This window comes from Devosia sp. (assembly GCF_036406155.1).
Taxonomy (GTDB): domain Bacteria; phylum Pseudomonadota; class Alphaproteobacteria; order Rhizobiales; family Devosiaceae; genus Devosia_A.
Genome location: NZ_DASWVV010000040.1, coordinates 1 through 16,305 on the forward strand (window position 1 = coordinate 1; position 16,305 = coordinate 16,305).

A 16,305-nucleotide genomic window follows, 5' to 3' on the forward strand; every position below is an offset into this window, starting at 1 on the left:
CCACCCGGCACGCCGAAGCGCTTGAGCCAGTTCTTGAGATCCGTGCGGATCCAGACCAGCATCGCCAGCGACGCGGCCCCGACAGCGAGCGTCCAGGGGTTGATGTCGGACAGGCCGGCTCCGATCGACAGCACGAGTTCCGGCAGCGCGTGTCCGTGCGTGGCGATGCCGAGAATGCCGCCAACCTGGCTGGTCGCGATGATGATCCCCGAAGCGGTGATGAAGCCGGAAATCACCGGGTGGGAGAGGAAATTGGCGATGAATCCGAGGCGGAACAGGCCCATCAGTGCCAGCATCGCCCCGGACAGCAGGGCGAGCACGAGTGCGGCCCCGGCATAGTCTGCCGTGCCCTCGGCGGCCACTCGCCCGATTGCAGCCGCCGTCATGAGCGACACCACCGCCACCGGGCCGACGGCGAGGGACGTCGACGTGCCGAAGATGGCGTAGGCGACGAGCGGCAGTACCGAGGCATACAGGCCGACTTCCGGCGGCAATCCGGCCAGCAGCGCGTAGGCCAGCGATTGCGGGATCAGCATGATGGTGACGATGACCGCGGCCACCAGGTCGCTGGCCAGCGTCTGCCGGTTGTAGCGGCTGCCCCAATCCAGAATCGGCAGGAAGGTCCTCAGTTGCATCCGTTCAGCCTTTCCCGAGCGCCGCCGTCCCATCCCCGGGGCGCGCGCCTTGCCGCGGTCGCGTCCCGGATGGTACTTGATTATGCGCGCTGTCTTATATAAGCATCTTCTAATATGAACAACATGGATATCGCAAGGCTGCAGGACAAGGCCGGGGAAGCAGCGCAGCTCCTCGACGCCATGGCCAATCCCAAGCGCCTCCTGATCCTGTGCAACCTGCTCGATCAGGAAATGCACGTTTCGCAACTGGAGGCGCGCGTGGGGCTGGCGCAATCAGCGCTGTCCCAGCATCTTGCCAAGCTCAGGGCCTGGGGCCTGGTGCAGGCGCGCCGCGACGGCCAGCAAGTGCATTACAGCCTCGCCTCCGACGCCGTGCGCCAGGTCCTGGCGACGCTCTACGGCATTTACTGCGCACCCTAGAGAACTGGAGGCGACCAATGGCCGGCTTCTGGGACGAGCGTTACCGCACCTCTGAATACGTCTTCGGCGAAAGGCCCAATGCGTTCCTCGCGTCGCAGGCCGACCTCGTCCGCCGCCACCGCCGGGCGCTGGCCGTGGCCGACGGGGAGGGCCGCAACGGCGTGTGGCTCGCCGAGCAGGGCTTGCAGGTGGTCTCGGTCGATGCGTCGCCGCTCGGTCTCGCCAAGGCCCGGCGTCTTGCCGCCCGGCGAGGGGTCGCGATCGAAACGCTGGAGGCCGACCTCGCCGCCTTCGATTGGCCCGAAGCCAGCTTCGACCTCGTCGTCGCCATCTTCATCAACTTCGCCGGCCCGCCGCTGCGCGACGCCATCTTCGCCGGCATGCAGCGCGCCCTGGCCCCGGGCGGCACCCTCATCCTCGAAGGCTACCGGCCAGAGCAGATCGCCTACGGCACCGGCGGGCCGGGCAATCCGGAGTATCTCTATACGAGGCAGCTGCTCGAAGACGCCTTCTCCCGCATGCACATCCTGCAGCTGGTCGAACGTGACGCCGAGATCCGGGAAGGTAGCGCCCACGCCGGCATGTCGGCGCTCATCGATCTCGTCGCCCGCAAGCCCGGATAGGCCGCAGCTAGGACGCCGCCCGTTCGCCCGAGCGCATACGCGAGATGGCGACCAGCAGCTTTTCCTTGGCCGCCAGGATATGGGCGCGCAGATACGGTACCGCCGCCGCCGCGTCACGGGCGGCGTAGAGCCGGAACAACTCGCGGTGCTCGATCTCGGCCTGCTCCAGTGCATCGGTGAGGAACAGTTGCAGCCTTATGTAGCGGTCGGTCTGCACGTTGATGTACTGGATGGTCGCCAGCGTCTGCGGCCGTTCGGCGGTGACATACAGGCTGCGGTGAAAATCCCAGTTGAGGCGCCCCCAACTGCCCATGTCGTCACCGCGATAGGCGACTTCGAGCTGCGCCAGGATGGCCGCGGCCGCCGCGATCGACTCCGCCGTGGCTCGCGGTGCCGATCGCGCCATGATCTCGCCCTCGAGCAGTGCGCGCAGATCGAACAGCTCGCCGATCTGCTCGAGCGGCAGCTCGGTGACTACCGCCCCCTTGTGCAGCCGATTGGCGATGAGCCCCGCCGCCTCGAGCTGCCGGAAGGCCTCGCGCACCGGCATGCGGCTGACCTCGTACTCGGCGGCGATCGCCTCCTGCACGAGCTGCTCTCCCTCCTTGAACTCGCCGTTGAGGATGCGCTCGCGCAGCGAGTCGGCCAGCGTTTCGTGCAGCCCCTGCCGCTTGATCCGATGGTTCGTCCCGGGCACTTCGCCCGCCGCCTGCCGCCTACGCATATCCAACCTCCGCTGGTGCCGCCCGCCCTGCGTCAATGCTGCGCATGTAGCCCTCCCCGAGTTCGCAGCAGATGCACTGGACAGGAGTGCGGCAGCGATTGTAGATTGGATCCAATGCGCGAGCAACAACACGTCGACGGTGCCATGCACGAGTTGGGGAGAACGTCCAGCGCCGGTCCGCACGCGATGGCTGGACCCGCACCGGGTCGCCGGCTTCGCCAGTGCAACGCCGGGAGGACCGCCGTCGGTCTCGAATCGCCGCCCCGGCGCCACGCTGGCGAGCGGGCGTGGTTGTGAAGCGCGGCCTGACATGCACATGATAGACATTCATGACTGTGAAAATTCTGCTGCCCGACCGAACTCCGGCCGGGCAACGGGAGCGATAGACAGCAACAACAATAGGGAGACTGGAAGATCATGCGTAATCTGTTGAAATCCGCCGCGGCCGGCGTTGCCCTGGCCCTGGCCTTCTCGGCCCCGGGCATCAGCCAGGAGACGCTGACTGTCGGCATCATGGTGCCGACCACCGGCTCGGAAGCCACCTACGGCCAGGACATGGCCAATGCCGTGAACCTCGCCATCTCGGAGATCAACGCAGCGGGCGGCGTGCTCGGCAAGCAGCTGGCTTCCGTCGTCGGCGACGACGGCTGCGACGCGCAGATGGCCGTGAACGCGGCGAGCAAGCTCGCCTCCTCGGGCGTCGTCGGCATCGTCGGCGGCTACTGCTCGGGCGCCACCGTGCCGACCCTCAAGATCTACGGCGACGCCAAGCTGCCGATGATCATCCCCGCGGCCAACTCTACCAAGCTGATCCCGGAAAACCCGGGCAACGCCTTCATGATCAACTCCACCGGCAACGACCAGGTCGCCAAGGCCATCGAGTATTTCAACGCCAAGGGCGTGAAGTCGATCGCTATCGTCAACCAGGGCGACGCCTATTCGCAGGACCTCGCCGATCTGACGCGCAAGACCTGGGAAGCGGCGGGCAACACCGTCACCAGCTTCGAGACCACCAACAAGGGCGAGCAGGACTATTCGGCGGTCGTCACCTCCATCAAGTCGGGCAACCCCGACGCGGTGTTCTGGACGGCGTACTATGCCGACGGCGGCCTGCTCATCCGGCAGCTGCGTGAATCGGGCTACCAGGGCCTGATCGCGGTGGGCGACGGCTCCAACTCGCCCGAGCTGTTCAAGATCGCCGGCCCGGCGGCCGAAGGCGTGATCGCCTTCTCCAACCCCACCGCCGAGTTCCTGCCCGAGGCCAAGGCCTTCGCCGACGCCTACCAGGCCAAGTACGGCACCGCCCCCGGCCCGTACTCGACGCTGAGCTACGACGCCATGAAGCTGCTGGCCTGGGCCATCCAGACTGCCGGCACCACCGACTCGGCCAAGGTCATCGAGACCCTGAAGGGCGCCAACTTCACCGACACCATCTCGGGCCCGATCTCGTTCACGGCCGAGAACACGCTGGCGCGCTCCAACTTCGTCGTGCTCGAGGGCAAGGGCGGCGCCTGGACGCTGGCGCAGTTCTGATCCGCCACAACCATTGCGGACCGGCGCCCGCGCCGGTCCGCGCTCTGCTTGACATGAGCTGAAGCGCGAGACGGCCAGTGAACCTATTCGACATCTTCACGCACCAACTTGTGAACGGGATCGTGCTCGGCTCGTTCTACGCGCTGGTGGCGCTCGGCTACACCATGGTCTTCGGCGTGGTGAAGCTGCTGAACTTCGCCCATGGCGACCTCTACATGGTAGGCGGCTTCGCCGGCTTCCTCATCCTCTCCGTCCTCGCCCCCTTCCTCGGGGCCGGCTGGCTGGGCGTCGCGATCTCGATGCTGTTCGCCATGCTGGCGGTGGGCTTTCTCGGCGTCGTCATCCAGCGCGTCGCCTATGCCCCGATGCTGGCGGCGCCGCGCCTGTCCATCCTCATCACCGCGCTTGCCGTCTCGCTGGTGCTGCAGAACGCCGTGCTGGCCATGACCAAGGGGCAGTACCAGCCGTTCGGCGCGAGCTTCGGCTTCGGCGGCGTCAACCTTGGCAACCTGTTCATCAGCTACAACCAGATGGTGCTGGTCGGCACCGCGGGCGTGCTCATGCTGGCGCTCGAGCTGTTCGTGACCCGCACCCAGTACGGCCGCGCCATGCGCGCCATTTCGGTCGACAAGGACATGTGCCGGCTGATGGGCATCAACGTCAACGCGGTGATCGCCGTCACCTTCTTCCTCGGCTCGGCCCTCGCCGCCGCCGCCGGGACCATGGCCGGCGCCTATTACGGCTCGCTGTGGTACTTCATGGGCTTCCTGATCGGCCTCAAGGCCTTCACCGCGGCGGTGATCGGCGGCATCGGCTCCATTCCGGGCGCCATGCTGGGCGGTCTCATCCTCGGCCTGCTTGAAAGCTTCGGCACCCAGTTGCCCGGCGTGGGCAGCGGCTGGAAGGACGTGTTCTCCTTCTCGGTGCTGATCCTCGTCCTCGTCTTCAAGCCCACGGGCCTGCTCGGCAAGCCCGAACAGGAGCGCATGTAGATGGCCGCACCTCCGCAAGGCGCAACGGCGAGTGCCTGGGGCGGGCTCGCCCTGCTGCTCGACACCCGGTTCAAACGCTCCCTCGCCATCAGCGTGGTGCTCATCGCCATGGTGGCGGCACCGTTCCTGTTCGGCCCCTATGCCACGGTGATCCTCACCAACGCCCTGCTCTATGTGGTGCTGGCGCTGGGGCTCAACATCGTCGTCGGCTATGCCGGCCTGCTCGATCTCGGCTTTGCCGCTTTCTTCGCCGTGGGCGCCTACACGGTGGGCATCACGACGCTGCATTTCGGGCTCAATTTCTGGCTGGCGCTGCCGCTCGCCATCGTCTTCGCCATCATCGCCGGCGTCATCATCGGTACTCCGACGCTGCGGCTGCGCTCCGACTATCTCGCCATCGTCACGCTCGGCTTCGGCGAGATCGTGCGCATCAGCGCGCGCAACCTGCGCGAGACGGGCGGCGCCAGCGGCCTCATCGGCATCGACTCGCCGTGGATCCTGGGCTGGCACATCGAGACCCCGCGCGACTTCTATTTCGTGTTCTGCGTGCTCGCGATCCTCGCGGTCCTGGCCTCGGCGCGCCTCGCCAATTCCCGGCTCGGGCGGGCCTGGCTCTACGTGCGCCACGACGAGGACGCGGCCGAGGCCATGGGCATCGACCGCGTGAAGGTGAAACTGGCCGCCTACATTGTCGGCGCCATCTATGGCGCCATCGCCGGCGCCTTCTTCGCCGCCAATCTCGGCGCCATCTCGCCGGAAAGCTTCTCGTTCCAGCAGTCGGTGCTGATCCTCATGGCCGTGATCCTGGGCGGCATGGGCAAGATCCCCGGCGTGGTGCTCGGCGCCTTCATCGTCATCCTCGCGCCCGAACTGCTGCGCGACGTCGGCGACCTGCGCCTGCTCATCTTCGCCGTCGGCCTGCTGCTCATCATGCTGTTCCGGCCGAGCGGCATCTGGCCGGCGGGAGGGCGCAAATGAGCCTGCTCGACCTCAAGGGCGTCAGCCTCAGCTTCGCCGGTTCGAAGGTGCTGCAGGACGTGGACTTCAACGTCCCCGCGGGTGCCGTGGTCAGCCTCATCGGCCCCAACGGCGCCGGCAAGACCTCGCTGTTCAACTGCATCACCGGCTTCTACAAGCCGCAGAGCGGCTCGATCAAGGTCGACGGCGTCGAGACCATGCGCATGAAGCCGCACCAGGTGACGCGGCTCGGCATCGCCCGCACTTTCCAGAACGTGCGCCTGTTCCGCGAGATGAGCGTGCTCGAAAACGTCATGTCGGGCATGCACTGCCGCACCAGAGCCGGCGTCGTGGATGCCATCCTGCGCCTGCCTGCACAGCGCCGCGAGGAAGCGGCCATCCGCGACTTTTCGATCGAGTGCCTGCGCTTCGTCGGCATCGAGGACGGCTGGCACCGCGACGCGGGCACCCTGCCCTATGGCTGGCAGCGCCGCGTCGAGATCGCCCGGGCGCTGGCGACGCAGCCCAAGCTGCTGCTGCTCGACGAGCCCGCCGCCGGGCTGACGGCGGGCGAGAAGCAGGAACTGATCGCCCTCATCGGCCGCATCCGCGACGAGCGGGGCGTCGCCGTGCTGCTCATTGAGCACGATACCGGGCTTGTCATGCGCATCTCAGAGCGCATCAGCGTGCTCGACCACGGCGTCATGATCGCCGAAGGCACGGTCAAGGAGATCCAGACCAACCCCAGGGTCATCGAGGCCTATCTCGGTGTCGAGGAAGGGGAGGCAGAACTTGCCGGATGACGACGTGATCCTGAAGCTCGAGGGCCTCGCCAGCGGCTACGGCAAGATCGATGCGGTCAAGGGCATCGACCTCGAGGTCAAGCGCGGCCAGATCGTGACCCTGCTCGGCGCCAACGGCGCCGGCAAGACGACGACGCTGAAGACCATCTCGGGGCTGGTGCGCGCCAAGGCGGGCCGCGTGCTGTTCGCCGGGGAGGACATCACGCAGATGCCGGCGCACAGGATCGCGCAGGCGGGCGTCGTGCACGTCCCCGAGGGGCGCCATGTGCTGCGCGGGCTGAGCGTGCGCGAAAACCTCGAACTGGGCGCCTTCACGCTGCGCAACGCCGCCGAGCGGCAGAGCCGGCTCGAACAGGTATTCGAACAGTTTCCCATCCTGCGCACGCGCGCCAATTCCGACGGCTCGCTGCTGTCGGGCGGCGAGCAGCAGATGCTTGCCATCGGCCGGGCGCTGATGCACGGCCCCCGCATCCTGCTCCTCGACGAACCGTCCATGGGCCTTGCGCCCAAGCTGGTGCTCGAGATCATGCTGATCGTCAAGCGCCTCAACGAGGCCGGCACCACCATCCTGCTGGTCGAGCAGAACGCCCGCCTTGCCCTGAAGCTGGCGCATTACGGCTACGTGCTCGAAAGCGGCACGCTGCGCCTGCACGGCGAGGCCGCCAAGCTGCGCGACGACGCCTCCATCGTCCAGGCCTACCTGGGCACCTGACCGCATTTCAACGATAGGACTTTTCCGATGACCGTTAGCTGGCACGGCGTGATCCCCGCCTTGATGACCGAAATGACGCGGGACGGCGCGCTCGACCTGCCCGCCACCCAGCGCCACCTCGAATCCTGCCTTGCCGCCGGCTGCGCCGGCTTCGTCATGCTTGGCACGCTGGGCGAGAATTCCTCCCTGTCCGCCGACGAGAAGGAGACGGTCGTGCGGGCCGCGGTCGAGGCCGCCGCCGGGCGCGCCCCGGTCATGGCCGGCATCGCCGAATACACCACCGACCTCGCCATCGACGCGGCCAGGCGCGCCAGGCGCGCCGGCGCCGAGGCGCTGATGGTGCTGCCCACCATGGTCTACCAGACCGACGCCCGCGAGGCCGTCCACCACTTCCGCACGCTGGCCCGGGCCGTCGACCTGCCGATCATGGTCTACAACAACCCCATGGCCTACAAGGTCGACCTCAAGCCCGAGGACTTCGTCGAACTCGCCGGCGAGGCCAACATCGTCGCGGTCAAGGAAGCAAGCCACGACGGCCGCCGCATTACCGACATGATCAATCGGCACGGCGACCGCTTCAAGCTGCTGTGCGGCGTCGACGACCTGATGCTGGAAAACGTGCTGTTCGGCGCCAGCGGCTGGGTTTCGGGGCTTGCCAACAGCTTCCCCCGGGAGGCGGCGCAGATGTTCAAGCTGGCCGAGGCCGGCCGCAAGGACGAGGCGCTGGCGCTCTACCGCTGGTTCATGCCGCTGCTGCACCTCGATGTGGCGGTCAAGCTCGTGCAGTACATCAAGCTGGTGAACCAGATGGCCGGCGAAGGCTCCGAATGGGTGCGCTCGCCGCGCCTCACCCTTGTCGGCGACGAGCGCCGGCACGTCGAGGCCATCGTCGAGCAGGCGCTCGCCACCCGCCCCAGGCTCGGCTGATCCGGGACACCATGACGCAATCCAAGCCCATCGATGTCGTCATCGTCGGAGCCGGCATTGTCGGCCTCGCGGCGGCGTTCAAGCTGCAGCAGGCGGGGCGCACGGTGCTGCTCGTCGACCGCACCGGCATGGCGGAGGAAACCAGCCGCGGCAATGCCGGCGGGCTCGCCTTCTCGGACGTGCTGCCGATGGCGACGTCGGGCGTGCTGCGCAAACTGCCGCGCTGGCTCAGCGACCCGCTCGGGCCGCTGACCATACCGCCCGCCTACCTGCTGCCGATCACGCCCTGGCTGATCCGCTTCTGGCGCGCCGGCTGGCCTGACAGGGTCAAGGCCAGCATCGCGGCGCAGAGCGCGCTCATGCGCCTCGCCGCCAGCGAGATGGCGAGCCTCGTGCAGGATGCGGGCCTTGCCGACATGATCCGCGCCGACGGCGTGCTCGAACTCTATGAGAGCGAGGCGGAGCTGGCCGCCTCCGAGCCCGGCTGGTCCGCCCGCAAGGCGGAGGGCATCGGCTTCGAGCACGTGCGCGGGGCCGAGCTCGCGGCGCTGCAGCCCGGCCTGTCGCCGCGTTTCGTCGCCGGCACCTTCATCCCGGCGTGGCAGACCGTTTCAGACCCGTACGATTTCGCCCTGGCCATCGGCAGCGCGGTGCAGGCGCGCGGTGGTGCGTTGCACATTGCCGAGGTGCGGGCAGTGACGCCCGCTGCCGGCGGGGTCGACGTGCAGCTTGCCGACGGGGAGCGCATCAGCGCCGCCAAGGCGGTGATCGCCGGCGGCGCCTGGTCGAAGGGCCTGGCCGCGGCGCTGGGCGACGAGGTTCCCCTCGAGACCGAGCGCGGCTACAATACCACGCTGCCGCCCGGCAGTTTCGACCTCAAGCGCCAATTGACCTTCGGTGGGCACGGCTTCGTGGTGACGCCGCTGACCAGCGGCATACGGGTCGGCGGCGCCGTCGAACTGGGCGGCCTCGCGCTGCCGCCGAACTTCGCCCGCGCCGACGCCATGTTACGGAAAGCAAAGGCGTTTCTGCCCGACCTCCGGGTCGAGGGCGGCAAGCAGTGGATGGGCTTCCGCCCGTCCCTGCCCGACAGCCTGCCGGTGATCGGTGCCTCGCGCCGTTCGCCTGACGTGGTCTACGCCTTCGGCCACGGCCATCTGGGGCTGACCCAGTCGGCAGCCACCGGCCGGCTGGTAGCGGACCTGGTGACCGGCGCCACGCCCCCGATCGACCTCGCGCCCTTTGCGGCGCAGCGTTTCTGACTCAAAGATGAACGGTAGATGAACATGTCACGGCACACTTTCCTTTGCATCGACGGCCATACCTGCGGCAATCCGGTCCGGCTGGTGGCCGGCGGCGGTCCCGACCTCAAGGGCGCGACGATGATCGAGAAGCGCGCCGATTTCCTCGCCAACCACGACTGGATCCGCAAGGGCCTGATGTTCGAGCCGCGCGGCCACGACATCATGAGCGGCTCCATCCTCTATCCGCCGACGCGCGAGGACTGCGACGCCGCCATCCTGTTCATCGAGACCTCGGGCTGCCTGCCCATGTGCGGGCACGGCACCATCGGCACCGTCACCATGGCCATCGAGAACGGGCTGATCACGCCCAGGGCGCCGGGCGTGGTCAACCTCGACGCCCCGGCCGGCCGCGTCGTCGCCGAGTACCGGCAGGAGGGCCAGTATGTCGAGGACGTGCGCATCACCAACGTGCCGAGCTTCCTGCATTCGGCTGACCTCGAGATCGATTGCCCCGGCCTCGGCCGGCTCACGGTCGACGTCGCCTATGGCGGCAATTTCTACTGCATCGTCGATCCGCAGGAGAACTTCACCGACCTCGCCGACGTCTCGGTCGGCGACCTGCTGCGCTGGAGCCCGGCGCTGCGCACGGCGATGAACGAGCGCTACGAGTTCGTCCATCCCGAGAAGCCGGAAATCCGCGGCTGCTCGCACGTCATGTGGACGGGCAAGCCGCTCAAGCCCGGCTCGACCGCGCGCAACGCCGTGTTCTACGGCGACAAGGCCATCGACCGTTCGCCCTGCGGCACCGGCACCTCGGCCCGCATGGCGCAGTGGGTGGCCCGCGGCAAGCTTCAGGTCGGCGACGCCTTCATCCACGAATCCATCATCGGCTCGATCTTCAACGGCCGGGTGGAGAAGGCGGTCAAGGTCGGCGACCGCGACGGCATCGTGCCCTCCATCGCCGGCTGGGCGCGGCAGACGGGGATCAACACCATCTTCATCGACGACCGCGACCCCTTCGCCCACGGCTTCTCGCTGGTCTAGGAGGACGACGCCATGAAGATCACTGCCATCAAGGTCTTCCAGGTCGACCTGCCGCTGCGCGAAGGGCGCTACAACTGGTCGGGCGGCAATTTCATGGAAGTGTTCGATTCCACCGTTGTCGCGGTCGAAACCGACGAGGGCATCACCGGCTATGCCGAATGCTGCCCGCTCGGCTCGGCCTACCTGCCCTCCTACGCCAAGGGCGTGCGCGCCGGGCTGGCCGAGATCGGGCCCAGGCTGATCGGGCACGATCCCACCGACCTCGGCCCGCTCAACCGGCACATGGACGCGGTGTTGCGCGGCCACCCCTATGTCAAGGCGCCGGTCGACATCGCCTGCTGGGATATCCTGGGCAAGGTGGCGGGCCTGCCCGTCTACAAGCTGCTGGGCGGGGCCGAACAGGAGTCGATCGCGCTCTACCGCGCCATCAGCCAGGAGGATTCCGCGGTGATGGCCGACAAGATCGCCGGCTATCGCGCCGAGGGCTACACGAAGTTCCAGCTCAAGGTGGGCGGGGACGCCAATGACGACATCGCCCGCATCGAGGCCTGCCGCGCCATCCTCAAGCCCGGCGACATCCTCGTTGCCGATGCCAATACCGGCTGGACCATGGCCGACGCCGCGCGTGTGGTGAACGCGGTGGCCGATCTCGATGTCTATATCGAGCAGCCCTGCATGAGCTACGAGGAGAGCATCTCCATCCGCCGGCGCACCACGCTGCCCTTCGTCCTTGACGAGAATATCGGCTCGGTCGGCGACCTGGTGCGCGGCATCGGCGACGACGCCTTCGACGTCATCAACCTGAAGATCTCCAAGGTCGGCGGCCTCACCAAGGCGAAGCTGATGCGCGACCTGTGCGTGGCCCACGGCATTCCCATGACCATCGAGGACACCTGGGGCGGCGACATCGTCACGGCCACCATCGCCCATCTGGCGCGCTCGACGCCGGAAAGGTTCTGCTTCACCGCCACCGACTTCAACTCCTACGTCACCGTCTCGATCGCGGCGGGCGCCCCCGAGCGTGTCGCCGGCCGCATGACCGCCTCCGACGCCCCCGGCCTCGGCATCACGCCGCGCTTCGGGGTGCTGGGCGAGCCGGTACTGGTGATCAATTGATGGCCGCCCTTCGAGGCACCCCCCTCCCATCCTCCCCCACAAGGGGGGAGGTGCTGCGCGGTGTGTGGGGCTCGATCGTGCCGCATACTCCGATGTGCACCCTCCCCCTTGTGGGGAGGGTTGGGGAGGGGGTCGGAGTGGTGCCATGAGAACCTCCCGCTCCATCCACATCGTCTCCTGCCACGCCGAGGGCGAGGTGGGGGACGTCATCGTCGGCGGCGTGGCGCCGCCGCCGGGTACGACGCTGTGGGAGCAATCCCGCTTCATTGCCCGCGACCAGGGCCTCAGGAAGTTCGTGCTCAACGAGCCGCGCGGCGGCGTCTTCCGCCACGTCAACCTGCTGGTGCCGGCCAAGGACAAGCGGGCGCAGATGGGCTTCATCATCATGGAGCCCGAGGACACCCCGCCCATGTCGGGGTCGAACTCGATCTGCGTCGCCACCGTCTTGCTCGACACCGGCATCGTGCCGATGAGCGAGCCGGAGACGCGGCTGGTGCTTGAGGCCCCCGGCGGGCTGGTCGAGGTCGTCGCCCAGTGCCGCAACGGCAAGGCCGAGCGCATCACGGTCACCAACGTGCCCTCCTTCGCCGACCGGCTCGGCGTCCCCCTCGAGGTCGAAGGCCTCGGCACGCTCACCGTCGACACCGCCTATGGCGGGGACAGCTTCGTCATCGCCGACGCGCGTGCACTGGGCTTTGCGGTGACCCCCGACGAGGCGCGCGAACTCGCCGAGACCGGCATCCGCATCACCAATGCCGCCAACGCGCAACTGGGCTTCACCCATCCCACCAACCCCGACTGGACCCACATCTCCTTCTGCCAGCTGGCGCTGCCGGTGGAGCGTCGCGACGGCCTGCTGACCGCCGCCAACGCCGTCGCCATCCAGCCCGGCAAGATCGACCGCTCGCCCACCGGCACCGGCGCCTCCGCCCGCATGGCGGTGATGCGCGCCAAAGGCGAGATGCAGGTCGGCGACAGCTACCTCGCCCGCTCCATCATCGGCTCGGAATTCCTGGGCCGCATCGAGGCCGACACGACGCTTGGCGAACGGCCCGCCATCATCCCTTCGATCACCGGCCGCGCCTGGATCACCGGCATCCGCCAGGAGATGCTGGATCCGGCCGACCCCTGGCCCGAAGGCTACCGACTCTCCGACACCTGGCCGAAGATAGGACTATGACGATACGGATCGACTACGACGAACTGGTGCACCTGCTCGCCGCAATGTTCCGCCGCCACGGCTGCTCCGACCACGTGGCCCTGCTGCTCGCCGAGAACATGGCGGGCGCCGAGCGCGACGGCGCCGAAAGCCACGGCCTGTTCCGCATTGCCGGCAATCTCGGCTCGCTCGACAGCGGCTGGGTCGACGGCAAGGCCGAATTCACCATCGAGGACGTGGCCCCCGGCATGCTGCGCGCCGACGGCCGCAACGGCTTCACCCTGCCGGTGCTGGCGGCTGCGCACGACGCCCTCGTCGCCAAGGCGCGCCAGAACGGCATCGCGCTGCTCACCGTGCGCAAGGCGCATCACTTCGGTGCCGTGTGGCCCGATATCGAGCCCTTTGCCCGCGACGGCTTCATCGCCCTCGCCATGGTCAACTCGATGGCGAGCGTCGTCCCGCATGGCGGCCACCACAAGGTGTTCGGCACCAATCCGATGGGCTTCGCCGCGCCGCGCGCCGGCAAGGATCCGCTGGTCTTCGACCAGGCCTCGAGCGCCATGGCCAATGGCGACGTGCAGATCGCGGCGCGCGAAGGCCGGCCGCTGCCGCCGGGGACCGGCGTCGACCGCGACGGCAATCCCACGACCGATCCCAGGGCCGTGCTCGACGGCGGCGCGCTGCTGCCCTTCGGCGGCTACAAGGGGGCCGCGATCGCCATGATGATGGAGATCATGGGCGCTGCGCTCGCCGGCAGCGACTTCTCCTTCGAGATCGACTGGAGCGCCTATCCCGGCGCCGCCACTCCGCATGGAGGGCAGACCTACATCCTCATCGATCCCGGCCGGGGCGCCTCGCATGCGTTCACGGCCCGCATGGAGACGCTGATCGCGGCAATGCACGCGGCCGGCCAGGAGCGGCTGCCCGGTGACCGCCGCTATGCCAACCGCCGCGAGAACTTGGCGCACGGCATCCCCATCGACCCCGAGCGGCTCGCCGAGATCCGGCGCCTCGCTGCCGAATAAGTCCGCTACGGGATGAGCCGGCTGCCCCCGGGGCGGCCGGCAAAACGTCTTGCTCGCATCGGCGCGCAAATGAGACGGTCTTTGCCGCGGGACCGATTGGAATCCGCCGCCGTGACGCTATTGTGCAGCCGGCGCCCCGCTGCCGCGGGCGTGCCGTCACGCTCGGAGCACCGGTCATGCCGCTGCGCGCCCACCGGGAAACGTCTAGCCCCAAGAAGGAACCACCCATGAAGCTCGAAACGCTGGCGCTGCACCACGGTTACGCGCCCGAGGCCCCGACCAGATCCGCGGCCGTGCCGATCTATCAGACCACGTCCTACACCTTCGACAACACCCAGCATGGGGCCGACCTGTTCGACCTCAAGGTCCCCGGCAACATCTACACGCGCATCATGAACCCGACGACCGCGGTCCTCGAGCAGCGCGTCGCCGAGATGGAAGGCGGCATCGGCGGGCTGGCCGTGGCCTCGGGGATGTCGGCCATCACCTATTCCATCCAGGCCATCGCCGGCGTCGGCGACAACATCGTGTCGATCAGCCAGCTCTATGGCGGCACCTACAATCTGTTCATGCACACCTTCCCGCGCCAGGGTCTCGAGGTGCGCATGGCGGAGTCGGACGACTACGACGCCATCGAGCGCTCCATCGACGACCGCACCAAGGCGGTGTTCTGTGAATCGATCGGCAATCCGGCGGGCAACGTCGTCGACATCGAGCGGCTGGCCCAGATCGCCCACCGGCACGGCGTGCCGTTGATCGTGGACAACACCGTGGCGACGCCGTATCTGTGCCGGCCCTTCGACTTCGGCGCCGACATCGTGGTGCACGCGCTCACCAAGTATATCGGCGGGCACGGCAACTCCATCGGCGGCATCATCGTCGACTCGGGCAAGTTCGACTGGGTCGCCAACAAGGCACGCTTCCCGCTGCTCAACGAGCCCGACCCCTCCTACCACGGCGTCGTCTACACCGAGGCGCTTGGGCCGGCCGCCTATATCGGGCGCTGCCGCGTCGTGCCGCTGCGCAATACCGGCGCGGCGCTCTCCCCCCACAACGCCTTCCTGTTCCTGATGGGGCTCGAAACGCTCGGTCTCAGGATGGAGCGCCACTGCGAGAACGCCCTCAAGGTGGCCCAGCATCTCCAGCAGCACCCCAAGGTCAATTGGGTGAACTACGCGGCGCTCCCCGACAGCAAGTACCACGGGATCGCCAAGCGCATCACCGGCGGGCAGGCGTCCGGCATCATCAGCTTCGGCATCAAGGGCGGGCGCGAAGCCGGCGGCAGGTTCATCGACGCGCTGCAGATGATCCTGAGGCTGGTCAATATCGGCGATGCCAAGTCGCTTGCCTGCCATCCGGCGACCACGACGCACCGCCAGCTCAACCCCGAGGAGGCGGCCAAGGCCGGCGTCTCTGAGGATCTGGTGCGCCTCTCGGTCGGCATCGAGCATATCGACGATATCATTGCCGACATCGACCAGGCCCTGGCCAAGGCCTGACGGCGGTCCGTTCTCCCGGCCGCCGCGGGCGGTCGGGCCCTACTCCGTCTCGTCGTCGATCAGCGGCGTCGGCTTGGCCAGCGTGGCGAGACCCGGGACGTCGGAGAGGGTAACGGCTGCGCCCTGGACCACGACGCCGTAGGGCCTGAGCGTGCCGAAGGCGCGCGACAGGTTCTCCGGCGTCATGCCCAGCAGCGCCGCGAGCGTCCGCTTGTCGACGGGCAGCGCCACGGTGCCGGTCTCTCCCTGCGCGCGGTCGAGCTTGAGCAGGCAGGCGGCGAGGCGCTCTACCCCGCTCCTGAGCTTGAGGTTCTTCTGGCTCTTGACCATGACGCGGTAGCAACGCGCCAGTTCGATCACCAGGGCCCGGGCAAACATCTCGTCCCGCTCGAACGCCTGCCTGACGTCGCCGGCCGGGATCATCAGGATGCGCGACTTCTCGAACGTGCGCGCCGACATCAGGTGCCGTGCCTGCTTGAGCACCGCCGCGAGGATGAAGGTGCCCTCGGGGCCGACCATGTCCATGGTCGTCTCGCGCCCGGCCCAGCCGGCATAGAGTTCGGTGCGGCCCTCCACCATCACGAACAGGAAATCGGCGGGGTCGCCTTCGCTGATCAGCTGCACGTGGGCGGGGAAGGTCTGCAGATACGCGCCCCGCATCAGCCCGTCGAAGGTAGCGCTGTTCATGCCGCTGAACAGCGGCAGGCTGCGCACATCGGGAAAGTCGTCGGTCCGCACACCCGTCGTCCTCTTGATTGATAAACGTCAATCAGGCAATTGATGTCCTTGCCATAGTGGCCTGAAATTCCTCATTGGGCCACCGCACAAATCTCATCTCACGACTTATTTCTTGCCCCCTGCGACGTTCCGTTGATCTCGATCAACCCGAACC

General features: G+C 67.7%; 17 protein-coding genes. 14 read left to right on the top strand and 3 right to left on the bottom strand.

Annotated features, from left to right (window positions below):
* The coding region (locus tag VGD93_RS02500; protein WP_395008857.1) for a SulP family inorganic anion transporter at nucleotides 1-635 on the bottom strand (635 nt) is incomplete at its 3' end.
* 114 nt (nucleotides 636-749) lie between these two features.
* Between VGD93_RS02500 and VGD93_RS02505 the strand changes: the two genes are divergently transcribed.
* Together VGD93_RS02505 and VGD93_RS02510 are read left to right on the top strand one after the other, a co-directional pair.
* On the top strand, nucleotides 750-1,055 hold the full coding sequence (locus VGD93_RS02505) for an ArsR/SmtB family transcription factor (RefSeq protein WP_395008859.1): 306 nt from the start codon (nucleotides 750-752) through the stop codon (nucleotides 1,053-1,055).
* Nucleotides 1,056-1,072: 17 nt separating this feature from the next.
* Complete coding sequence (locus tag VGD93_RS02510; protein WP_395008861.1) at nucleotides 1,073-1,678, top strand: class I SAM-dependent methyltransferase; 606 nt, start codon at nucleotides 1,073-1,075, stop codon at nucleotides 1,676-1,678.
* Between the two features lie 7 nt (nucleotides 1,679-1,685).
* On the opposite strand, the gene VGD93_RS02515 is transcribed toward VGD93_RS02510, so the two are convergent.
* Entirely contained in the window at nucleotides 1,686-2,402 is a 717-nt protein-coding gene (locus VGD93_RS02515) for a GntR family transcriptional regulator (protein WP_395008863.1), read from the bottom strand.
* A gap of 417 nt (nucleotides 2,403-2,819) precedes the next feature.
* Here VGD93_RS02515 and VGD93_RS02520 point away from each other — a divergent pair, with 417 nt between their 5' ends.
* The 12 genes from VGD93_RS02520 to VGD93_RS02575 all read left to right on the top strand — a co-directional run bounded on the left by VGD93_RS02520 (nucleotide 2,820) and on the right by VGD93_RS02575 (nucleotide 15,413).
* The gene (locus VGD93_RS02520) at nucleotides 2,820-3,935 is read left to right on the top strand and encodes a branched-chain amino acid ABC transporter substrate-binding protein (protein ID WP_395008865.1); all 1,116 of its coding nucleotides are present in this window, start codon (nucleotides 2,820-2,822) and stop codon (nucleotides 3,933-3,935) included.
* Between the two features lie 77 nt (nucleotides 3,936-4,012).
* Nucleotides 4,013-4,927 carry a branched-chain amino acid ABC transporter permease gene (locus tag VGD93_RS02525; RefSeq protein WP_395008867.1) on the top strand — a complete coding sequence of 305 codons (915 nt, stop codon included), beginning with the start codon at nucleotides 4,013-4,015 and terminating at the stop codon, nucleotides 4,925-4,927.
* On the top strand, nucleotides 4,928-5,905 hold the full coding sequence (locus tag VGD93_RS02530) for a branched-chain amino acid ABC transporter permease (RefSeq protein WP_395008869.1): 978 nt from the start codon (nucleotides 4,928-4,930) through the stop codon (nucleotides 5,903-5,905).
* Nucleotides 5,902-6,687 (top strand): ABC transporter ATP-binding protein, encoded by a 786-nt coding sequence (locus VGD93_RS02535; RefSeq protein ID WP_395008871.1) that lies wholly within the window; start codon nucleotides 5,902-5,904, stop codon nucleotides 6,685-6,687. The genes VGD93_RS02530 and VGD93_RS02535 overlap by 4 nt, the downstream gene beginning before the upstream one ends.
* 7 nt (nucleotides 6,688-6,694) lie before the next feature.
* Nucleotides 6,695-7,399 carry an ABC transporter ATP-binding protein gene (locus VGD93_RS02540; RefSeq protein WP_395008924.1) on the top strand — a complete coding sequence of 235 codons (705 nt, stop codon included), beginning with the start codon at nucleotides 6,695-6,697 and terminating at the stop codon, nucleotides 7,397-7,399.
* A 27-nt stretch (nucleotides 7,400-7,426) separates the two neighbouring features.
* Entirely contained in the window at nucleotides 7,427-8,326 is a 900-nt protein-coding gene (locus tag VGD93_RS02545) for a dihydrodipicolinate synthase family protein (protein WP_395008872.1), read from the top strand.
* A gap of 11 nt (nucleotides 8,327-8,337) precedes the next feature.
* Nucleotides 8,338-9,588 carry an NAD(P)/FAD-dependent oxidoreductase gene (locus VGD93_RS02550; RefSeq protein ID WP_395008874.1) on the top strand — a complete coding sequence of 417 codons (1,251 nt, stop codon included), beginning with the start codon at nucleotides 8,338-8,340 and terminating at the stop codon, nucleotides 9,586-9,588.
* Between the two features lie 24 nt (nucleotides 9,589-9,612).
* Nucleotides 9,613-10,614, top strand: coding sequence for a 4-hydroxyproline epimerase (locus VGD93_RS02555; RefSeq protein WP_395008926.1), 1,002 nt, complete (start codon nucleotides 9,613-9,615; stop codon nucleotides 10,612-10,614).
* A 12-nt stretch (nucleotides 10,615-10,626) separates the two neighbouring features.
* Nucleotides 10,627-11,730 carry a cis-3-hydroxy-L-proline dehydratase gene (locus tag VGD93_RS02560; RefSeq protein ID WP_395008875.1) on the top strand — a complete coding sequence of 368 codons (1,104 nt, stop codon included), beginning with the start codon at nucleotides 10,627-10,629 and terminating at the stop codon, nucleotides 11,728-11,730.
* 145 nt (nucleotides 11,731-11,875) lie between these two features.
* The gene (locus tag VGD93_RS02565; protein ID WP_395008877.1) at nucleotides 11,876-12,910 is read left to right on the top strand and encodes a trans-3-hydroxy-L-proline dehydratase; all 1,035 of its coding nucleotides are present in this window, start codon (nucleotides 11,876-11,878) and stop codon (nucleotides 12,908-12,910) included.
* Nucleotides 12,907-13,914, top strand: coding sequence for an Ldh family oxidoreductase (locus VGD93_RS02570; protein ID WP_395008879.1), 1,008 nt, complete (start codon nucleotides 12,907-12,909; stop codon nucleotides 13,912-13,914). The genes VGD93_RS02565 and VGD93_RS02570 overlap by 4 nt, the downstream gene beginning before the upstream one ends.
* 227 nt (nucleotides 13,915-14,141) lie before the next feature.
* Entirely contained in the window at nucleotides 14,142-15,413 is a 1,272-nt protein-coding gene (locus VGD93_RS02575; RefSeq protein WP_395008881.1) for an O-acetylhomoserine aminocarboxypropyltransferase/cysteine synthase family protein, read from the top strand.
* A 39-nt stretch (nucleotides 15,414-15,452) separates the two neighbouring features.
* Here VGD93_RS02575 and VGD93_RS02580 read toward each other — a convergent pair whose 3' ends face one another.
* Nucleotides 15,453-16,151: a cyclic nucleotide-binding domain-containing protein gene (locus VGD93_RS02580; protein WP_395008883.1), complete on the bottom strand. Its 699-nt coding sequence runs from the start codon at nucleotides 16,149-16,151 to the stop codon at nucleotides 15,453-15,455.
* Nucleotides 16,152-16,305 lie beyond the last annotated feature (154 nt).